Source organism: Streptomyces sp. NPDC087215, assembly GCF_044744885.1.
Classification (GTDB): Bacteria; Actinomycetota; Actinomycetes; order Streptomycetales; family Streptomycetaceae; genus Streptomyces.
This window is the reverse complement of record NZ_JBIUZD010000001.1, coordinates 1049032-1067627: the sequence shown is the minus strand read 5'-3', so window position 1 is coordinate 1067627 and position 18596 is coordinate 1049032. Positions and strand designations below refer to the sequence as shown.

18 protein-coding genes are annotated in these 18596 nt (G+C 76.0%); 9 read left to right on the top strand and 9 right to left on the bottom strand.

The annotated features are described in order from the left end of the window. Nucleotides 1-24: 24 nt before the first annotated feature. Both ACIO92_RS04580 and mgtA read left to right on the top strand, forming a co-directional pair. Nucleotides 25-375, top strand: coding sequence for a metalloregulator ArsR/SmtB family transcription factor (locus ACIO92_RS04580; protein ID WP_366445005.1), 351 nt, complete (start codon nt 25-27; stop codon nt 373-375). Further along, nucleotides 368-2995, top strand: a complete 2628-nt coding sequence (mgtA, locus tag ACIO92_RS04575; RefSeq protein ID WP_401242192.1) for a magnesium-translocating P-type ATPase — start codon at nt 368-370, stop codon at nt 2993-2995. The genes ACIO92_RS04580 and mgtA overlap by 8 nt, the downstream gene beginning before the upstream one ends. 70 nt (nt 2996-3065) lie before the next feature. On the opposite strand, the gene ACIO92_RS04570 is transcribed toward mgtA, so the two are convergent. Next, complete coding sequence (locus ACIO92_RS04570) at nt 3066-4559, bottom strand: LCP family protein (RefSeq protein ID WP_402058403.1); 1494 nt, start codon at nt 4557-4559, stop codon at nt 3066-3068. Between the two features lie 166 nt (nt 4560-4725). After that, complete coding sequence (locus tag ACIO92_RS04565) at nt 4726-4956, bottom strand: hypothetical protein (protein ID WP_366445007.1); 231 nt, start codon at nt 4954-4956, stop codon at nt 4726-4728. Nucleotides 4957-5135: 179 nt separating this feature from the next. Between ACIO92_RS04565 and tatA (ACIO92_RS04560) the strand changes: the two genes are divergently transcribed. The 3 genes from tatA (ACIO92_RS04560) to tatA (ACIO92_RS04550) all read left to right on the top strand — a co-directional run bounded on the left by tatA (ACIO92_RS04560) (nt 5136) and on the right by tatA (ACIO92_RS04550) (nt 6671). After that, nucleotides 5136-5360 carry a Sec-independent protein translocase subunit TatA gene (gene tatA / locus ACIO92_RS04560; protein ID WP_401242186.1) on the top strand — a complete coding sequence of 75 codons (225 nt, stop codon included), beginning with the start codon at nt 5136-5138 and terminating at the stop codon, nt 5358-5360. A gap of 124 nt (nt 5361-5484) precedes the next feature. Continuing rightward, on the top strand, nt 5485-6060 hold the full coding sequence (locus tag ACIO92_RS04555; protein ID WP_384851399.1) for a TerD family protein: 576 nt from the start codon (nt 5485-5487) through the stop codon (nt 6058-6060). Between the two features lie 377 nt (nt 6061-6437). Beyond that, nucleotides 6438-6671: a Sec-independent protein translocase subunit TatA gene (tatA, locus tag ACIO92_RS04550; protein WP_366445010.1), complete on the top strand. Its 234-nt coding sequence runs from the start codon at nt 6438-6440 to the stop codon at nt 6669-6671. A 6-nt stretch (nt 6672-6677) separates the two neighbouring features. Here the strand turns inward: tatA (ACIO92_RS04550) and ACIO92_RS04545 are convergent, their stop codons facing one another. From ACIO92_RS04545 to ACIO92_RS04535, 3 genes are all read right to left on the bottom strand, one after another. Next, the gene (locus tag ACIO92_RS04545; protein WP_402280816.1) at nt 6678-6917 is read right to left on the bottom strand and encodes a hypothetical protein; all 240 of its coding nucleotides are present in this window, start codon (nt 6915-6917) and stop codon (nt 6678-6680) included. Nucleotides 6918-7048: 131 nt separating this feature from the next. Further along, nucleotides 7049-7732, bottom strand: a complete 684-nt coding sequence (locus ACIO92_RS04540; RefSeq protein WP_366445012.1) for a sigma-70 family RNA polymerase sigma factor — start codon at nt 7730-7732, stop codon at nt 7049-7051. A 137-nt stretch (nt 7733-7869) separates the two neighbouring features. Further along, nucleotides 7870-8580: a hypothetical protein gene (locus ACIO92_RS04535; RefSeq protein ID WP_401242176.1), complete on the bottom strand. Its 711-nt coding sequence runs from the start codon at nt 8578-8580 to the stop codon at nt 7870-7872. A gap of 191 nt (nt 8581-8771) precedes the next feature. On the opposite strand from ACIO92_RS04535, the gene ACIO92_RS04530 reads away from it, so the two are divergent. Then, a complete protein-coding gene (locus ACIO92_RS04530; RefSeq protein ID WP_402280819.1) occupies nt 8772-9986 on the top strand; it encodes an MFS transporter in 1215 nt (404 codons plus the stop codon). Beyond that, the gene (locus ACIO92_RS04525) at nt 9983-11368 is read left to right on the top strand and encodes a sugar ABC transporter permease (RefSeq protein WP_402280821.1); all 1386 of its coding nucleotides are present in this window, start codon (nt 9983-9985) and stop codon (nt 11366-11368) included. Before ACIO92_RS04530 ends, ACIO92_RS04525 begins: the two co-directional genes overlap by 4 nt. On the opposite strand, the gene ACIO92_RS04520 is transcribed toward ACIO92_RS04525, so the two are convergent. After that, nucleotides 11355-12536: an acyl-CoA dehydrogenase family protein gene (locus ACIO92_RS04520; protein WP_402280823.1), complete on the bottom strand. Its 1182-nt coding sequence runs from the start codon at nt 12534-12536 to the stop codon at nt 11355-11357. The two genes, ACIO92_RS04525 and ACIO92_RS04520, sit on opposite strands and share 14 nt — an antisense overlap. 143 nt (nt 12537-12679) lie before the next feature. Between ACIO92_RS04520 and ACIO92_RS04515 the strand changes: the two genes are divergently transcribed. Next, nucleotides 12680-14485, top strand: coding sequence for a CoA transferase (locus tag ACIO92_RS04515; protein ID WP_402280825.1), 1806 nt, complete (start codon nt 12680-12682; stop codon nt 14483-14485). Continuing rightward, the gene (locus tag ACIO92_RS04510; RefSeq protein ID WP_402280827.1) at nt 14482-16140 is read left to right on the top strand and encodes a class I adenylate-forming enzyme family protein; all 1659 of its coding nucleotides are present in this window, start codon (nt 14482-14484) and stop codon (nt 16138-16140) included. Before ACIO92_RS04515 ends, ACIO92_RS04510 begins: the two co-directional genes overlap by 4 nt. Nucleotides 16141-16246: 106 nt before the next feature. Here the strand turns inward: ACIO92_RS04510 and ACIO92_RS04505 are convergent, their stop codons facing one another. From ACIO92_RS04505 to ACIO92_RS04495, 3 genes are read right to left on the bottom strand one after another with little or no spacing between them, the layout of a single operon-like run. Further along, entirely contained in the window at nt 16247-17056 is an 810-nt protein-coding gene (locus ACIO92_RS04505) for a metal ABC transporter solute-binding protein, Zn/Mn family (protein WP_402280829.1), read from the bottom strand. Further along, nucleotides 17005-17883: a metal ABC transporter permease gene (locus ACIO92_RS04500; protein ID WP_401242158.1), complete on the bottom strand. Its 879-nt coding sequence runs from the start codon at nt 17881-17883 to the stop codon at nt 17005-17007. Before ACIO92_RS04500 ends, ACIO92_RS04505 begins: the two co-directional genes overlap by 52 nt. Continuing rightward, entirely contained in the window at nt 17880-18515 is a 636-nt protein-coding gene (locus ACIO92_RS04495; protein WP_366445023.1) for an ATP-binding cassette domain-containing protein, read from the bottom strand. The genes ACIO92_RS04500 and ACIO92_RS04495 overlap by 4 nt, the downstream gene beginning before the upstream one ends. Nucleotides 18516-18596 lie beyond the last annotated feature (81 nt).

Here is an 18596-nt window from a genome sequence, read left to right as displayed (position 1 = left end):
GGCACGCGGAAAGGGAGAGCGACGGTGGCGGCAGACGCGGGCGATTTCACGGATCCTCCCGCGGAGGTCCTCGCCGAGGCCGCCGCGGCATTCGGACTGCTCTCCTCGCCCTCCCGGCTGCACATCGTCTGGGCCCTCGCCCAGGGCGAGAGCGACGTGACCGGACTCGCCGAGCGCGTCGGCGGCGCGCTCCCCGCGGTCAGCCAGCACCTCACCAAGCTGAAACTGGCCGGTCTGGTCCGCTCGCGGCGCGAGGGACGACGGCAGGTCTACCTCGTCGACGACCCCGAGGTGGTGACCGTGGTCCGGGTGATGGTCGGCCAGCTCACCGCCCGGAACCCGGCGCCCCTCCGACGCATCGGCACCGGTGCCTGAGACGACCGCCCCGGGCCCGCGCGCCCCGGACACCGGCGACAGCCGTGCCCCGGCCGCCCCGGAGACCCCCGGTCCGCCCACCGCGCTCCAGGTGCTGCGGGCGCTCGACAGCGGACCGCGCGGCCTGACGGACACCGAGGCCGAGCGGCGACTCGCCCGGCACGGCGAGAACCTCCTGCCCGCCCGGCGGCCGGTCCCCTGGTCCCGGCGCTTCCTGCGCAGCCTCCGCGACCCGTTCACCGCGGTCCTGCTCTGCCTCGGACTCGTCTCCGTGGTCGTCGCCGCCTGGGGCACCGGCGGCGTCATCCTCTTCCTCGTCGTCGTCAGCTGTCTGCTGCGCTCCTCGGGCGAGCACCGGGCCGACCGCTCCATGGCGGCGCTGCGGGAGTCCGTGGCCTCCACCGCGACCGTACTGCGCCGCCCGGCACCCGGCGCCCCGGCGGCCCGGCCCCGGGAGATGCCCGCCACCGAACTCGTCCCCGGCGATGTGATCCGGCTGGGCCCCGGAGACCTCGTCCCCGCCGACGTACGGCTGCTGCGGGCCGCCGGGCTGCGCGTGCACGAGGCGGCCCTCACCGGCGAGTCCGCGCCCGTCGAGAAGCATCCCCACGACGGCCCGGCCACCCCCGGGGGACCCGGCCCCGCGGCCGAGCCCCACCTGTGCTTCCTCGGCAGCAGCGTGGCCTACGGCAGCGCCACCGCCGTGGTCGTCGCCACCGGGGTACGTACCCGCTTCGCCTCCGCCCACCGGCCCGCCGGGCCGCGCGGGGAGAGCGCCTTCGACCAGGCGGTCCACGGCATCTCCTGGACCCTGATCCGGTTCATGCTGCTGACCCCGCCGCTGGTCCTCATGGCGGGCGCCGCGCTGCACGGAAAGGGCCTGGAGACGCTCCCCTTCGCCGTCGCCGTGGCGGTCGGCCTCACCCCCGAGATGCTGCCGGTCGTCGTCACGACCGTCCTCGCCCGGGGGGCCGCCCGGCTCGCCCGCGCCCACAAGGTGATCGTCACCCGGCTGCCCGCGCTCCACGACCTCGGCGCCGTCGACGTCCTCTGCCTGGACAAGACCGGCACCCTCACCCAGGACCGGCCCGTCGTCGCCCGCTCCGTGGACGCCCACGGCCGGGACGACCCCGAGGTGCTGCGCTGGGCCGCCGCCAACGCCTGGTGGACGCTCCAGCTCGCCGAACTGCCCACCCCCGACGCCCTCGACGAGGCGCTCCTCGACCGGACCGGCGAGGACGAGCTGCCCGACTGCGACGGGGTGACGGCCCTGCCCTTCGACCCCGTGCGCCGTCTGTCGACCGCCGTCGTACGACGGCCGGGCCGCCTCGGCACCCACACCCTGGTCGTCAAGGGCGCCGTGGAGAACGTCCTGGAGCGCAGCGCCCTCGACGACGCCGAGCGGCGGCGTCTGCTCGCCCTGGCCGCGCGCGAGGCGGACACCGGCGCCCGCCTCCTCGCCGTGGCCGTCGCCGAGCGCCCGGCCCGCGACCGCGCGTACACGCCCGCCGACGAACGCGGACTCGACTTCCTCGGCTTCGTCGTCCTGTACGACGCCCTCACCCCCACCGCCGCGGGCGCCCTCGACAGCCTCGCCGACCGGGGCGTCAGCGTCCGCGTCCTGACCGGCGACCACCCGGGCACCGCCGTCCACACCTGCCGCGAACTGGGACTCGCCCCCGGCCGGGTCCTCACCGCCGAGGACGTCGACCGGCTGGACGACACCGCGCTCGCCGAGGCCGCCCGGGACACCGTCGTCTTCGCCCGCTGCGCCCCCGAGCACAAGGCCCGGATCGTCGCGGCCCTGCGCGCCGAAGGGCACGTCACCGGGTTCCTCGGCGACGGCGTCAACGACGTGCCGGCCCTGCGCGCGGCCGACGTGGGCCTCTGCCCCAAGGGCGCGGTCGCCGTCGTCCGGGACACCGCGGACGTGGTCCTGGCCGAGAAGGACCTCACGGCGGTGAACCACGCCATCGCCGTCGGACGGCACAGCGGCGGGAACATCGCCACCTATCTGCACATCACGCTGTCCTCGAACCTCGGCAACGTCATCGCCATGCTCGCCGCCGCGCTCCTGCTGCCGTTCCTGCCGATGCTCCCCGCCCAGGTCCTGGCGCAGAACCTGTGCTTCGACGCCGCCCAGCTCGCCTTCGCCCACGACCGGCCCGCCCCGGCCGCCCTCAAGGCCCCGACCCGGCTCAGGCCGCGCGGCTTCCTGCGGTTCATCAGCGGTTTCGGACTGCTCAACGCGGTCGCCGACCTGGCCACCTTCGGGGTGCTCCTCGCCACGACCCGGACCTCCGCCGACGTCGAGGGCTCCTTCCACGCGGGCTGGTTCACCGAGAACCTGCTCACCCAGGCCCTGGTCATGGTCCTGCTGCGCAGCACCCGGGGCGGCGGCACACCGGGCCCGATCCGGTACGCGGCCGGGGCCCTCGCCGCGATCGGCGTCCTGCTGCCGCTGTCACCGCTCGGACCGACGCTCGACATGGCACCGCTGCCCCCGCTGTACTACGGGCTCCTCGCCGCCGTCCTCGCGCTGTACGCGGTGGCGCTGCGGGTGGCGAGGGCCCGCTACGACCGGCGGCTCGACGCCCCCGGGGACACGCGGACGCCGTAGCCGTCCCGGTGGTCGCCGGACCGCCGCCCGGCCCGCCCGGACGGCCACGGCCGTCTCCCGGCCGCCCGGCTCAGCCGTACGAGAGGTTCGAGCAGGGGTCGTCGTCGGCGGAGCGGGTGTCCCGGGTGGGCACGGCCGCGGGCGTCCCGGCGGGGGAGGCCGAGGGGTTGTCCGCGTAGGACTGCCCGAGGACGACGTCGATGCCCGCCGCGGCGACCGGGCGCAGTTCGGCGGCGGCGAAGAACCGGGCGACCGTCTCGGCCTTCTCCTTCTCGCCGGGGCCGTACTCGATGACGGTGCCGAGGTGGTCCTGGGCGGCGGCGGTGGCCGTCCCGGTGACGGTGAACCCCTCGGACCTGAGGGTCTCGGCCGCCCGCGCGGCCAGCCCCCGGGTCCGGGTGCCGTTGTGGACGGCGACGGCGATGCCCTCCCCGGAGACGGGCGAGGGGGGCGCGGCGGCGGTGGGCGCCGACGCGCCCGCACCGCTCCCGCCGCCGGTCCGCTCGCCGTCGAGGGTGCGGTCCGCCTTCAGGGCGGCCCACAGGGCGTCCGCCTCGGGCTCCACGATCGCCACGCGCGCCCCCTGGTAGCGCCAGGGGATCGTGACGAACTTCGTGTTGTGCAGGTCGACGTCCTTCAGGGACATCGCGAACGAGATCAGCTTGTCGGCCGACCCGAGGCCGGGGTCCACCGTCAGGGACCTGGTCGCCGCGTCCGCGAGCGGCAGCAGCCGGGTCGGGGTGAGCCCCTCGCTCTTCACCTTCCTGAGGAGGCTGGCCACGAACGCCTGCTGGCGCTTGATGCGCCCGATGTCGGAGCCGTCGCCGATGCCGTGGCGCAGCCGTACGTAGTCCAGGGCCCGCTCACCGGCCACGGTCTGCTCGCCCTTGGGGAAGAGGAGCTCGCCCCGGGTCGCCCGCTTGGGGTCGAGGTCCTTCTGGTACACGTCGTCGGGCAGGCACACCCGTACGCCGTCGACGACGTCCGTCAGCGCGGCGAAGCCCTTGAAGTCCACCACGACGGTGTGGTCCACGCGCAGCCCGGTCAGCTTCTCCACGGTGTTCTGGGTGCACGCCGGGTTCCCCTCGGCGGTCTGGCCCACGCTGAACGCCGAGTTGAACATGGCGCCGCCGACCGGCCGGGTCCAGCGGCCGTCGGGCAGCCGGCAGGACGGGATGTCCACCAGGCTGTCGCGGGGGAAGGAGACGGCGACGGCGTGCCTGCGGTCCGCGTACACGTGCAGGAGGAAGGCGGTGTCGGAGCGGCCGATGTCGTGGCGGTCGCCGCCGCCGAGGTCGCTGTTCCCGTCGGTGCGCGCGTCCGAGCCGATGACCAGGACGTTCTGTCCCGTACTCGAAGCGGCGGGACGGTCGTCGGAGAGACCGTCCGCGCCGAAGGTGTCGATGTCGCCGTTGAGCCTGAGATAGGCCCAGCCCATGCCCGCCGTCGCCAGGACGAGCACGGCCAGCGCGGTCATGAGGAGGCGTCCGCCCCGGCCGCGCCCCCGGCGCCCGTGCGGTGCCGGGGAACGGCGCCCGTGCGTGCTGCGGTTTCCGCCTGTCATCTGTGTGCCCTCATTCGTCGCGGCTCGTATGAGGGGACGGTGGACGGGCCCCCGGGGTTGCACGACTGCGCAAGCCGGCAAGACGGTGCGCCGGACCGTCCGCGCTCCGGCCGGGGGTGCCGCGAGGACCGGCCGGTGCGGGAACACCGGCCGGACGGTCACGCGGTCACGGGCTCGCCGGGTCGTACCCGTACCGCAGTCGTCCGTCGTCGGTGTCCCCGTCCAGCCGGTAGACGTGGAGCGCCTCGATCCGGACCCCGGCCCCCGCCCCCTCGGCCGCGCACGGATAGGTCACCTGCAGCACCGGCGGGCGGCCGGTCACCGTCACTTCCACCCCGTCCGCGGGGCCGCCGAGGAGCACCGCGTTCCGACCGTCCTTCATGTCACTCGTCCCCATGAGGAGACTTTAAAGCTTGCGCAACTCCAGAAGTGTCGTGAGGTCCGTCACGCGTGGGCCACCCGGGTGAGCGACACGCTTCACTCCTTCCGGTTGTACAGTTGCGCAATATGGCAAGCGTTCCCTCCGGTCGGACCGGTCGGGGCGCGCCTGGAACCGACAAGAGGGGGCGTGGCCGAATGCTCCGCAACGCGCTGGAACCGTGGCACCTGCTGCTGGTGGCGATCGCGTTCATCGTGCTCTTCGGATCGAAGCGGCTGCCGGACGCGGCGAGGTCCCTGGGCAGGTCGCTGCGCATTCTCAAGAGCGAGACGCGCGCCCTGCGCGAGGACGGCGCGGAGTCCGCCGCCGCGCCGACGCCCCCTCCCGGGTTCGGCGAGGACGGCCGCGCCGCCTCGCGGTAGCGCCCGGACCGGCGCACCCGACGTTTCAGGTATTGCGCAAATGAGGGAACTGGGGTGATGACCCCGGCGTTCCTCAAGGTGAGAGGCCGGATGTACGGCACCGAAGCGACAGTGAGGAAGAAAAGTGGGAGTTTCCCTGGCCAAGGGCGGCAACGTGTCCCTCAGCAAGGAGGCCCCCGGACTGACCGCCGTTCTGGTGGGACTGGGCTGGGACGTACGCACCACCACCGGCGCCGCCTATGACCTGGACGCGTCCGCCCTGCTGTGCGACGCCTCCGGCAAGGTCGTCTCGGACGGGCACTTCGTCTTCTACAACAACCTCACCAGCCCGGACGGTTCGGTCGAGCACACCGGGGACAACCTCACCGGTGAGGGGGACGGCGACGACGAGTCCATCAAGGTGAACCTCGCGGGCGTGCCCGCCGACATCGCCAAGGTGGTCTTCCCGGTCTCCATCCACGACGCCGAGAACCGGGGCCAGAGCTTCGGTCAGGTCCGCAACGCGTTCATCCGTGTCGTCAACCAGGCGAACGGTCAGGAGATCGCCCGCTACGACCTGTCCGAGGACGCCTCCACCGAGACCGCGATGGTCTTCGGCGAGCTCTACCGCCACGGGGCGGAGTGGAAGTTCCGGGCCGTGGGCCAGGGTTACGCCTCCGGGCTGCGCGGCATCGCCATGGACTTCGGCGTCAACGTCTGACACCGCGTCCGGCACCGCGTCTGACGCCACGCCTGATGCCGCGTCCGGCACCTCTTCCGCGCCGCCCCGGGCCCCCGAGGGCGGCGCGGGGCGGCGCCGGGCGTTCGGGCCGAGGTGCGGGGACCCCTGTCCCACGCTTCTACAGTCCTGTAGATTCCGGGTGGTCGTCGCTGCGGGTGCGGCCCGCCCGCCTCCGCGCGGCGACCTCGCGAGGAAACCGATGGGAGTCGGCCGAGGTCTCCCGCCCCGGGCCAGCCCGACGCGGGTCCGTCCCCGGGGAACCGGCCGACGGCCGTACCTTCCGGGGATTCCCGGCGGACCCCACCGGCCACCTCGGACCCACCCGCCACCCGCTACCGGGGAGAAGACGTCCACGCATGTTCGGCATCAGCGAACTCGCCATCCTGCTCATCGTCGTCGTGCTGATATTCGGCGCCAGGAAACTTCCCGAACTCGCCCGCTCCATGGGCAAGTCGGCCCGCATCCTGAAGAGCGAGGCCAGGGCCATGAAGTCCGAGGAGCAGGCACCCCCGCGCGTCGTACGGGCCGCCCCCGGCGATGCCACCTGGAGCCCGGCCCCGCCCCGGGACGGGCAGACCCCCCGCACCTGAGCGCCGTCACCGGTGGTCCCCCCGGTGCTCCCGCGCGTCATGGCCCTCACGCTGCTCCCGGCCGTCCCCGCCGCCGTGGGAGGACGGCGGTGGACCGGGGCCCAGTGGCCCCACGACGGGTCCGAGCGGTCCCACGGCGGAGCCGAGCGCGTACGAGCCCCCGAAGACCAGGGCCAGCAGCAGGAGGAATCCCCACACGGTGCACTGGGGCCTGCGGCCCCGCGAGGGTTCTCGTGGTGCGTCCATCGCTCGTCCCTCCGGGTGCGACGACGATCCGCGCCGGCCGATCGGGCGCGCTCCCGAGGTGGTCGGACGGCGGGCCCGTCCGGTTCCCGCGAGAAGGAGGCGGGCCCGGGAAGCGGGGCCCGCCTCCCGGATCAGACGAGGGCGGGGGTCCTCGTGGACCTCCCGCGCGCCGGTGCTCCGCCGCCCGGGGCGGACGGGGGCCCGGGGTCCTCCTCCCCGTTCAGCAGGGCGATCAGCGAGGCGCGGGCCCGCGCGACGCGCGAGCGGACCGTGCCGACGGGACAGCCGATGGTCTCGGCCGCCTCGGCATAGGGCAGGCCCAGCATCTGGGTCAGGACGAAGGCGTCCTTGCGCTCCGGCGCGAGAGCGGCGAGGAGTTCGGCGAGGGCGACACCGTCCTCGAAGCCGGGAAGCCCCCGGGGCTGGGTCTGTTCGGCCTCCTTCTGCCAGTCCTCGCGGTCGCAGAGCCGGGGCCGGGCGGCCGCGTGCCGCAGGCTGTCCACCACCGTCCTGCGGGCTATCGACAACAGCCAGGTACGCGCGGACGAACGCCCCTGGAAGCGGGGGAGCGCGGCGAGCGCGCGCAGGAAGACCTCCTGGGTGAGGTCGTCGGCGGCCTGCCGGTCGGCGCTGAGATGGGCCACGTACCGCCAGACGTCACGGTGCAGGGCCCGTACGAAGAGATCGGTCTTGGCCGGGTCGCCGTCCCGGGCGGCGAGCGCGAGCCGGGTCGTCGCAGCGTCGGCGTCGGCGGTGTGCGGGAGCCGGGCCGGTCGCGCCGGTCCCGGGCGGGAGGTGTCGTGGACAGGAGTCATCGCCACAAGTCCTTACGGGGCAAGGGGAATCCGGTGGCGCGCGAAGGGCGGCACCGGTCACGGGTACGGCCTGCCGGACGGCAGGACCGATGCCCGAGCGACGGCTCGGGAAGCCGTCGGACTCGGGAATCCGGCTGTCAGAGGACAGCGGTCACCCGTGGGGGTCCCCGCGAGACGACACAGTGGGCGAGGAGGAGCCGCCGGGGCGCGCGTTCGTCACCGGCGCGCGCGGTGCGGGGCCGGGGCCGGTCCGGCGTCACGGGGGCGAAGGCCGTGATCAGCAGCCGCAGCGGCCGGAACAGGCCCAGCGGCACGGCCCGCAGCAGACGGAACACGGCCCGTTCGCCGTACGCCATCCACACCCCGCTCAGGAACGCGGCCAGCAGGTGCGCCGAGAACATCCCGAAGGACGTGCCCATGTCTGTCATGTCGTGCGCGGCGGGCATCTCGCCGAGCGCCGCGCCGACCCGGGAGACGGCTCCGTGGTCCATGGCGGCGTGCGCGGGGCCACCGGGTTCCGCCGTCCCGTGGGCGACGGCCCCGTCCACCAGGGAGGTCATCGTCGTGGCGGGGGCGCCGGTGGCCGGTGACCCGGCCGACTGGGACCAGCCGAACACCGTGTGCAGCGCGCTCTGGACGGCCATGCTCGTCGCCGTGACGGCCACGAGGCCGCGCTCACGGCCCGAGAGGGCCCAGGCGACGGCCCAGGTGCCCGCGAAGGCGAGGGCCAGGACCGGACCCGGCAGGGCCCGCGCCGACATCAGGACGTGGCCGGTGGCCGCGAGCAGCACACAGACGGCCGCGAAGGTCGCGGCCCGCACCCCTCGCGCACATCGGCCTGGTGTCATGGCGCGCCCATCCTTGCACCCCTTCCCCGGAGGCATGAGGACGGTGACGATCGTGCCGGGGGCGCCCCTGGGACCCGTCGACACATGAGTACGCGACTGTGGCGCACCCCACAAGAGCGCCTCGGGAACTTCCGGCGCACCCGTGACGACTCCTCCGTGACGGGGGTGAACACCCGCGCATCGTGGGGGAGATGAGGTACGGGGTGAGCGCGGTGGACACGGCGGCGGCCGGAACCGGCCGGGGCGCGGACCGGGGGCTGACCGCGCTGCTGACGACCGCCATGGCCTTCTCGATGATGCAGCTCTTCCTGCTCGGCGCCCTCGGCCCCCGGCTCGTCGACGAGCTCGGCGTGTCGGAGACGCTCCTCGGCCTGACCACCACGGTCGGGTTCGGCACGGCGGCCCTCCTCTCGCCCCTCGGGGGCCGTGTCGTGGACCGGTTCGGCCCCCGGCGCGCCCTGACGTGGCTGCTCGTCGTCTCCGCGGTCGCGCTCGCCCTGATCGGCGCGGCCCCCGGGCCGGGTCTGCTCCTCGCCGCCGTGGCGCTCGGCGGTCTTCCGCAGGCGCTCGCCAACCCGGCCACCAACAAGGCGATCCTGGCCGCCGTTCCCGCGCCGAGGCGGGGAGCCGTCACCGGGACCAAGCAGTCCGGCGTGCAACTGGGCGCGTTCGTGGCCGGGCTGCCCCTCGCGGCGGCGGCCGGTCTCCTCGGCTGGCGCGTCGCGGTGTGGGCGGCTGCCGGTGCGGCGCTCGGCGCGGCCCTGTGGGCCCGGCGCGCGCTGCGCCCCGACGCTCCGGCGCCGAAGGCACCCACCGAGCGGGGGCCGCACCGGCGCGGGGCTCCCGTCCCCTGGCTGGCGGCGTTCTCGCTCTTCCTGGGCGCCGGGATCGCCTCCGTCAACACCTATCTCGCCCTGTTCGGGGTCCAACGCCTGGGCCTGGGGCCGACGGTGGCGGGCGCGCTGGTCGCCGTCCTCGGCGTCGCCGGTGTCGGCGGCCGGATCGGCTGGTCCCGGGCGGCCACGCCCGGCCGGGCCCGGTGGCTGCCCGGCCTGCTCGCGGGCGGCGCCGTCGGTGCCGCCCTGCTCCTGGCGGCGGCCGTGAGCGCCGGGCCGCTGGTGTGGCCGGCCGCCGTCGCCGTGGGCGTCTTCGCCGTGTCCGGCAACGCGGTCTCGATGGTCCTGGTCCTCCAGCGTTCCGCGCCCGGCCGGGCCGGTCAGGACTCGGCGCTGGTGTCCGCCGGGTTCTTCGCCGGATTCGCCCTGGGCCCGCCCCTGTTCGGCCTGCTCGCCGAGCGCGGCCGGTACGCGGAGGGCTGGGTCCTGGTCGCGGCGGAGTTCTGCGCCGCGGCGGCCGTCGCCCTGGCCTGGGCGGTGCGGGACCGGCGGCGCGAGGGGCCGGGGTGACCGCCGGGCCCTGGGCCGAGGAGGCCCTCGGACTGCTGATCTCCCGGGTCGGGGAGACCGCCGCGCGGGTGGGCGACCGGTTCCCCCTGTACGCGGACCCGGACGACGGCCGGTGGACGACCACCGGGCGCGGCTCGTGGACCGGCGGCTTCTGGGCGGGGCTCCTCCACCTGCGGGCCGGGCACACCGGCGCCCCCGCCGACCGTACGGCCGCCAGGGCCGCCACCGCCCGGCTCGCCCCCTGGGCCGAGGCGGACACCGCGGCCCGGGGCCTGATCCTCTGGTACGGCACGGCCCTCGCGGACGGGGACGGGACGGTGGACGCCCTGCGCGAGCGGGCGGCGCGGGCCGTCCTCGCCGCGTGGGACCCACGGCTCGGCCTGGTCCCGTGGGGCGCGGCGCTCGGCGGCCCCCGGCTGCGGGCCCGCGCCGACGGCGTTCCCGGCCTCGTCCCGCTGCTTGCCTCGGCGGGCCCCGGGGGACGGACGGCCGCCGCCGCGCACCTGGACCGGCACCTGGAACTGTGCCTGCCCCCGACGACCGGCCCCCGGTCCCGTCCGGCCCGGCCCCACCCGGCATGGCGACGGGAAGAGGGACGCCGGACGGCGGAGGCGGACCCCGCGCCCGGAAGTCGGGCGGCGGAGGCGGGCCCCGTGCCCGGCGGTCGGACGGCGGAGGCGGACCCCGCGCCCGGAAGTCGGGCGGCGGAGGCGGGCCCCGTGCCCGGCGGTCGGACGGCGGAGGCGGGCCCCGTGCCCGGCGGTCGGACGGCGGAGGCGGGCCCTGTGCTCGGCGGTTGGGCGGCGGAGGCGGACCCCGCGCCCGGAAGTCGGGCGGCGGAGGCGGGCCCTGTGCTCGGTGGCCGGAGGGCGGAGGCGGACCCCGTACCCGGCCGCTGGACGGCGGAGGCGGACCCCGCGCCCGGCTGGACCCGGGGCGAGGCCTGGCTCCTCCTGGCCGTCGCGGACGCCCTCCTGCTTCCGGAGGCCCCGCCCCGCTGGCCCAGGGACGCCGAACGGCTCCTCGCGGCGGGCGAGTTCCTCACCGGACCGCTCGTCCCGCCCGCCGAGGCGCACCGTCCCGACGGCCCCCTGGACACCTCCGCCGCCGCCGTCGCGGCGACCGCCCTGCTCAAACTCGCCCTCGTTCCCGGCTTCGGACGGGCCGCCGCGTGCGCGGCCCGCGCGGAAGCGGTCCTGCGCGGGCTCACGGCCGCCCACCTCACCCGGCCGGGCGGCCCCCGCCCGCCCGGGATGCTCCTCGACGGCTGCTACGACGCCCACGCCGGAACCGCCGTCCGGCACGAACTCGTCTGGGGGGACTTCTTCCTGGCCCTCGGCCTGTCCGCGCTCCTCGGCCGGACGGACCTCAGACGGGTGTGACCCCCGGGTCGCGGTGGCTCCGCAGCACGCGCCGGGCCACCGAGGACACGTGCTGCTCGTCGGGGCCGTCGAGAATGCGGGCCGTCCGCCCCGTGCGCAGCAGCGCCGGAAGAGGGGTGTCCGGTCCCAGCCCGGCCGCCCCGAAGACCTGGACGGCACGGTCCGCGACCTCCTGGAGCGCACGGGCCGCCGCCGTCTTCGCCAGACCCACCTCCACCCGGGCGTCACGGCCCTCGGCCACCAGGGCCATCGCCTCGTACGCCAGCGGACGGGCGGTCCGCAGCGCCAGCAGCGCCTCGAACACATGCTGTTGCACGAGCTGATGGTCCGCGAGCGGACCCCGGGCGCCCCGGCGGGACACCGCCCGCCCGCACAGCAGGCCGAAGGCGCGCTGGGCCTGCCCGATCCAGCGCAACGCCCGCAGTGTCCTGCCCAGTTGGAGGCGTTCGGAGGCGACGGCGAGGGCCCGTCCGGCCTCGCCCACGAGATGGTCCCCGCCGACGGTGACACCGTCGAGAGCGATCTCGTACTGCCCGGTCGACCCCAGGACGGGCAGCTCGCGCACGATCCGGAAGCCGGGGGAGGCGGTCGGTACGAGGAGCAGCGACAGGCCGTCGCGGTCGCCGGGCGATCCGCCGGTGCGGGCGAGCACGGTCACCAGGTCCGCGTCGGCCGCGTGGGACACGAACCACTTCCGGCCCGTGACCCGCCAGCCGCCCCCGGGGCCGCGCTCCGCCCGGGTGGCGGTCAGCGCGGGCTCGGTTCCGGGCGTGTCCGGCTCGGTCATCGCGTAACAGCTCCGCAGGGCGCCGGAGACCAGGCCCGGCAGGTACTCCGCCCGGACCCGCGGTGAGCCGTGCCGGGACAGCATCCGCACATCGAGGAGGGGCGCCGAACCGAGGGCGGCCGGACCGTGATCGCTGGCGCCCTCCGCCTCGGCGAGGGACCCGTAGGACTCCAACGTGAGCCCCCCGCCGCCGAGTTCGGACGGCAGGGGCAGTGCCCACAGGCCCTCCCGCCGCGCCTGTGACCGCAGCAGCTCCCGGGCCTCCCCGGCGCCGGGCCCACCCGCGTCCAGCTCCGGTTCGCGGGGGAACACCCGGTCGCGGACGAACTCGGCGACCCGCCCCCGCAGCGACCCGGCATCCGTTACGTCATGGTCCCTCACCGTTTCCTCCGTTCCGGGAACTCGGCGGAACGCCCGTCCGACTGCCTGCCCGTGGAAGTGGTCGGGCGCGGCCCCGCCCCAGTTCCCGCACCCGTGACAGTCCCGCGCGGCGGCCCGAACCGCCGCGCCAGGAGAGGAGAGCCATGGCGTCACCACCGGCCACGCGCCCCGAGGCGCGTCCCCCGCTCGACACCGCCCGTCCCCTCGACGCACTGGACTTCCGGGTCGGCGGCCCCACGGCCCTGACCCGGGTCGTCTCCGACCATCTGCGACGGCTCGGGGCACACGTGCACGACGGGGACAGCGTCGGGACCGAGGGCGTCGGTGGCGAGATCGAGGGCGTCGGCGGCGGCTTCGCACCCCTCACGGCCCGTACCGCCTGGGGCGCGAGCGGCTCCGGCATCGAGGACGAGGCCACCGCCCAGGCGGCCACCGGCGTGATGGCCGTGCACGGCCGCCGCCACGGCTCCCCGCGCGGCACCGGGGTCGACCTCCTCGCCACCGCCACCGGCGTGCTCACCGTCCAGGGCCTGCTCGCCGCACTCGTCGGCCAGGCCCGGGGCGGCCCGGCGGTCCGCGTGACGACGACGGCCGACCGGGCCGGTCTGCTCACGGTCTCCCAGTACCTCGCCGCCGCCGGGGCCGACGAACCGGAAGCCGTCGAACCGGCCCCCGGCGGGCCGCCGTTCACCTCCGGCGACGGCGTCGTGTTCGAACTGGAGACGCTGGACCCCGAGGCGTGGGCCGCGTTCTGGCGGGCCCTGGCGGCCCCCGACGAGGCGATCCGGGCGGGCTGGCGGCCCTTCCAGTTCCGGTACGCCACCGCCGGTGCGGCCTTCCCGACCGTCCTGCACGAGGTGACCCGGGGGCACCCGTGGACGCTGGTCCGCGAGGCCGCCGCGCTCTCCGGCGCGGAGGTCTGCCGACTGCGCACCCTTGCCGAGCGGGCCCGCGAGGACGACGGCGCCGACCCGTGGACCCTGCGCCTGCTCGGCCCGGGGCACCGGCCGGACGGCGCCCCCTCGCAGCCCGCCCGGCCACTGTCCGGGCTGACCGTCCTGGAGGCGGGCCGCCGCATCCAGGCACCCCTCGCCGCCCATCTGCTGGGCCTGCTCGGCGCCCGGGTGATCAGGATCGAGCCACCGGGCGGCGACCCGCTCCGGGGGATGCCGCCCGCGTGCGGCGGGATCTCCGCCCGCTGGCTCGCCCTCAACCGGGGCAAGACGGCCGTCGAGGCCGACATCACCTCGCCCGCCGGACGCCGACGGCTGCGCGGACTCGTCGCCGAGACCGATGTGTTCCTGCACAACTGGGCCCCGGGCAAGGCCGCCGCGCTCGGCCTCGACGCCGAGCACCTGGCCGCGCTCAACCCGTCCCTCGTGTACGCCCACACCGGCAGCTGGGCCGACCGCCTCGACGACGCCCCCATGGGCACCGACTTCATGGTGCAGGCCCGCACCGGCGCGGGGGAGGCCGTCCACCCCTCCGGCGAACCGCCCGTACCGTCCCTGATGACGCTCCTCGACGTCCTGGGCGGCCTGCACGGCACCGAGGCCGTCCTCGCCGGGCTCCTGCTGCGCGCCCGCACCGGACACGGCGTACGGGTCGACTCCTCCCTGCTCGGCGCCGCCGACACCCTCCTCGCCCCCGCCCTGCGGCGGGCCGCGACCGGCGCGGACCCCCGCCGCCCCGCCGGTTTCCGCCACCCGCTCCGCACCTCCGACGGCTGGGTCGCCCCCGCCGACGCCTCCGCCACCGCCGCCTCGGCGCACGACGTCACGGGCATGTGCACCGAGGACGCCCTGGACCTGCTGCGCGGCCACGGGCTGACGGCCACCGCCGTCACCACCGAGCTCTCCGCCCTCCACCACGACCCGCGCCTGTCCGGACCGATCGGCCGGGACGCGCACGGCGCCCCCGCCGTCCCCGACCCCTGGAGCCTGACGTGACGCCCCTGACCGACCTCCTGCCCACCGCGCTCCGCCGCTCCTGGGCGGCCGACGGCACCTGCCCCGACCTCGACCTCTACAGCCTCCACCGGGCCGGACAGATCGCCGACCCGCACCGCACGGCCGTGATCGACGGCAAGGGAGCGCTCTGCCGCACGGCCCTCGACCGCAAGGCCCGATGTCTGGCCGAGGGACTGCGCGGACTCGGCGTCCGGGCCGGTGACATCGTCGCCGTACAACTCCCCGACGACCGCCACGCCGTCATCACCGACCTGGCCCTCGCCGCCCTGGGCGCGGTCGCCCTGCCCTTCCCGGTCGGGCGCGGAGCCGTGGAGGCCGCCCGGCTGCTGCGCCGCGCGGAGGCCGTCGCGGTCGTCGCCGCCGTGGAACACCGGGGCCGTACCCCCGCCGCCGACCTCCTGCTCCTCGCCCCGACGCTGCCCGCCCTCCGGCACGTCGTCGCCGCCGGTCGCGGCACCGCCCCCGAGGGAACGATTCCGCTCGCCCGGCTGCTGCGCACCCCGCCCACGGCCTTCGTCCCGGCCCGCCCCGACCCCGACAGCGCCGCCCGCATCCTCGTCTCCTCCGGCTCCGAGGCCGAGCCGAAGATGGTGGCGTACTCCCACAACGCGCTGGCCGGCGGTCGCGGCAACTTCCTGGCCTCCCTCATGCCCGACGGCACCCCGCCCCGCTGCCTCTTCCTGGTCCCCCTGGCCTCGGCCTTCGGCTCCAACGGCACCGCCGTGGCCCTCGCCCGGCACGGCGGCACCCTCGTCCTGCTCGACCACTTCACCCCCGAGGCCGCGCTCACCGCCGTACGGGAACACGCCCCCACCCATGTCTTCGGCGTGCCCACCATGATCCGGATGATGCTGGAGGTCCTGGAGAACGAGGACACCCCGCCGCCCCTTCCGGCGCCGACCGCGCTCGTCCTGGGCGGTGCCCCCCTCGACGAGACCACCGCGCGGGCGGCGGCCACCGCCTTCGGCTGCCCCGTCGTCAACCTGTACGGCTCGGCCGACGGCGTGAACTGCCACACCGGACTCCGGCACACCCTCCCGCCGACCACCCCCTCGGGCGTCGTCGCGGGCCGCCCCGACCCCCGGGTCGCCGAGATCCGCATCACCGACCCCGACACCCACGAGCCGCTGCCCGACGGACGGATCGGCGAGATCGTCTCGCGCGGCCCCATGACCCCGCTGTGCTACGTGGGCGCTCCGGAGCTCGACGCCCGCTACCGCACGGCCGGGGGCTGGGTCCGCACCGGCGACCTCGGCCTCCTCGACGACGGTGTCCTGCACGTCGTGGGCCGCCTCAAGGACGTGGTGATACGCGGCGGCGCCAACATCAGCCCCGCCGAGGTGGAGCGCGCGCTCGTCGCCCACCCGCGCGTCCTGGACGCGGTCTGTCTGGGAGTCCCCGACCCGCTCATGGGCGAACGGCTCGCCGTCTGCCTGGTCGCCAAGGGCTCACCGGACCCGTCCCTCGCCGAACTGGCGGCGCACCTGACGGCACGGGGACTCGACCGGCACAAACACCCCGAGCACCTGCTCGTCCTCCCCGCACTGCCGCTCACCGCGGCCGGGAAACCCGACTGGTCCGCACTGCGGGCCCGGCTCGCCGCCGACCCGGCGGCGGCGCTCGTCGAGGCGTGACGGGGGACGCCCGGAGAGCGGGGGAGGTGAGGGGGACGCCGGGGAGAGGAGGGGGAGGCCGGGGAGGCGAGTCCGCTTCCCCCGGCCTCCCCCGAGGGGCGCGCGGTCAGGACCCGCCCATGGCCTTCTTCAGCTCGGTCGCCGCGCCCCGGTACACCGCCAGGAGATCCAGGTCCTCCCCCGGGTAGTTCACGATCCCGACCTGCCGGGCGCCGGAGCCCGGCAGCACGGTCCCGGTGGACATGTGCGCGTTGTCGAGCACGTACGCGGGCCGCTTCGCCGTGAGCTCGGCCAGCCGGGCGGGGGTGACCGGTTCGGGGCCGTACGTGCCCACCGTCCTCGCGCCCGCGAGACCGGCCGCCCAGGCGGTGAACACCTGGGAGACGACGGCCGGGCTCCGGCCGCCCGGCCAGGCGGCCCTGAGCTCCCCGTTCAGCCGTGTGACCTCGCGGTCCAGCCGGTCCTTCCACCGGGCGGCGGCGTCCTTCGTACCGAACAGGCCGCCGAGGCGCAGTACTTCGGCCCCTGCCTCGGCCGGATCGTTGTCGAGGCCGACCTCGACCAGCTCCGCCCTCGAACCGGCGGCCTCCTTGATCTTCGCGGCGTACGGCTCGAACGGCGCGTACAGCACGAAGTCGGCCTTCGCCACGGCGGCCAGGTCGGACGGCTTCGGCTCGTAGTCCGGAGTGTGCCGCACGGACGGCGGTACGAGCACCGTGACGTCCTCGGCCCCGGCGGCCCGCGCGAAGGCACCCTCCCAGGTGGTCGTGGCGACGACCACCGGCTCGCGCCCGGCCGCCCCGGGACCTGCGACGGGAGCCGTCCCCCCGGCTCCGCACCCGGTCAGCGGCGCCAGCACCGCGCTCAGTGCGAGGAGGGAAACGATACGGGTGTGACGGACGCGGATGCGCGCCATGAGCGGTTTCTCCGTTCGGGGACGAGATGAGCGGCGAGGACGACGAGCCCCGCCGTCAGGACGAGGACAGGGCCCGGGGGCCAGTCCAGCCACAGGGCCAGCAGAAAGCCCGTGGCGTTGACCACGACACCGATGCCGACCGCCCACAGGGTGATCGACCCCAGCGAGCGGCCGAGACGGCGGGCCGCCAGCGCGGGCAGCAGGGTCAGGGCGTCGACCAGCAGCGCCCCGGTCAGCCGGATCGCCCCGGCGACCGCGACGGCGACCAGGACGAGGAGCGCCGTCGTGAGGAACCGGACGGGCACACCGGAGACCTCGGCCAGCTCACGGTCGTACAGCAGCAGCGCCACGTCCCGGCGCCGCCACCAGAACAGCCCCGGTACGACCACGGCGAGCGCGCCGAGCACGACGAGGTCGGCCGTGCCGACCGACAGGATCGAGCCCCACAGCAGGGCGAAGGCCCCGGAGGCGTTGACACCGGAGACGGCCAGGAGGAGCAGCGCGGCGGCGACGGCCAGGCTCATCAGCAGGCCCATCGCCCCCGAGAGCCCCGTCGGCGTGCGCGCCAGCGGGGCGACCGATGCCCCCGACAGCGCACAGGCCACCAGCGCGCACAGCATCGGATCGATGCCGGTCAGCAGCCCGACCGCGATGCCGAGGAGCGCCACGTGCATCATGGCGAAGCGCACCGGCATGATGTCCAGGCCCACGATGACCACGCCGATCACGGGAAGCCCGACGGCCGCGATGAGCAGCGCGAGCCCCGCCCGCTGGACGGGCACGAGCTGGAGCACGGCGCCCAGGTCGGCGGTCGCGAGCGCGCTCACCGCACCTCCCGCAGCCGTCCGGCGGCCATCTCCAGGACCCGGTCGCAGCGGTCCGCGAGGGCCCGGTCGTGCGTCACGACCACCAGCGTGACCGGCAGCGCGGTGAGCACGTCGGCCGCCTCCTCCTGCCCCGCGAAGTCGAGGGCGGCGGTCGGTTCGTCGGCGAGCAGCACCCGCGCGCCCGCCGCGACACAGCCGAGGGCCCGCGCCAGGTACATCCGCTGCAACTGCCCGCCGGACAGGGTGCCGACCGGGCGCGCGGCCAGCGCGCCGACCCCGAGCCGCCCTGCGGCCCGTACCGCCTCGGCCGGTGCCCCGCTGCTCGCGAGCAGTTCGTCGCCGCGCAGCGGGAACCGTCCGGCGGCGGGCTTCTGCGGGATCCAGGCGCACGACCGGCGCCGCCACGCCCACTCGGCGGCCGAGCGCGCACCGCGCCCGCCGACCTCGATGGTGCCGGTGGTCCGCCGGTGCAGCCCGAGGACGGCACGCAGCAGCGTCGTCTTCCCCGAGCCGTTCGTCCCGGTCAGCGCGACCCGTTCCCCGGCGGCGATCTCCAGGTCCACCCCCGAGACGGCTTCCTCGGCGCCGTGCCGACAGGCGACCTCGCGCAGGTGCATGTCCAGTCCGCCCATTCCGTGCCTCTCGCCGCCGCCGTGTCGGTGCGGTGAGGGAGTCGTACGGAGGTGGCGCCGGGTTCCCGGGCGAGGGGACCT

What these genes read in the sequence shown, in the direction of transcription:
- ACIO92_RS04565 (WP_366445007.1), bottom strand. Translation starts at nt 4,956, where the DNA reads ATGGGGACGAGTGACATGAAGGACGGTCGGAACGCGGTGCTCCTCGGC.
- tatA (WP_366445010.1), top strand. Translation starts at nt 6,438, where the DNA reads ATGTTCGGCATCAGCGAACTCGCCATCCTGCTCATCGTCGTCGTGCTG.
- ACIO92_RS04505 (WP_402280829.1), bottom strand. Translation starts at nt 17,056, where the DNA reads ATGGCGCGCATCCGCGTCCGTCACACCCGTATCGTTTCCCTCCTCGCA.
- ACIO92_RS04530 (WP_402280819.1), top strand. Translation starts at nt 8,772, where the DNA reads ATGAGGTACGGGGTGAGCGCGGTGGACACGGCGGCGGCCGGAACCGGC.
- ACIO92_RS04515 (WP_402280825.1), top strand. Translation starts at nt 12,680, where the DNA reads ATGGCGTCACCACCGGCCACGCGCCCCGAGGCGCGTCCCCCGCTCGAC.
- ACIO92_RS04540 (WP_366445012.1), bottom strand. Translation starts at nt 7,732, where the DNA reads ATGACTCCTGTCCACGACACCTCCCGCCCGGGACCGGCGCGACCGGCC.
- ACIO92_RS04570 (WP_402058403.1), bottom strand. Translation starts at nt 4,559, where the DNA reads ATGACAGGCGGAAACCGCAGCACGCACGGGCGCCGTTCCCCGGCACCG.
- ACIO92_RS04545 (WP_402280816.1), bottom strand. Translation starts at nt 6,917, where the DNA reads ATGGACGCACCACGAGAACCCTCGCGGGGCCGCAGGCCCCAGTGCACC.
- ACIO92_RS04495 (WP_366445023.1), bottom strand. Translation starts at nt 18,515, where the DNA reads ATGGGCGGACTGGACATGCACCTGCGCGAGGTCGCCTGTCGGCACGGC.
- ACIO92_RS04535 (WP_401242176.1), bottom strand. Translation starts at nt 8,580, where the DNA reads ATGACACCAGGCCGATGTGCGCGAGGGGTGCGGGCCGCGACCTTCGCG.
- tatA (WP_401242186.1), top strand. Translation starts at nt 5,136, where the DNA reads ATGCTCCGCAACGCGCTGGAACCGTGGCACCTGCTGCTGGTGGCGATC.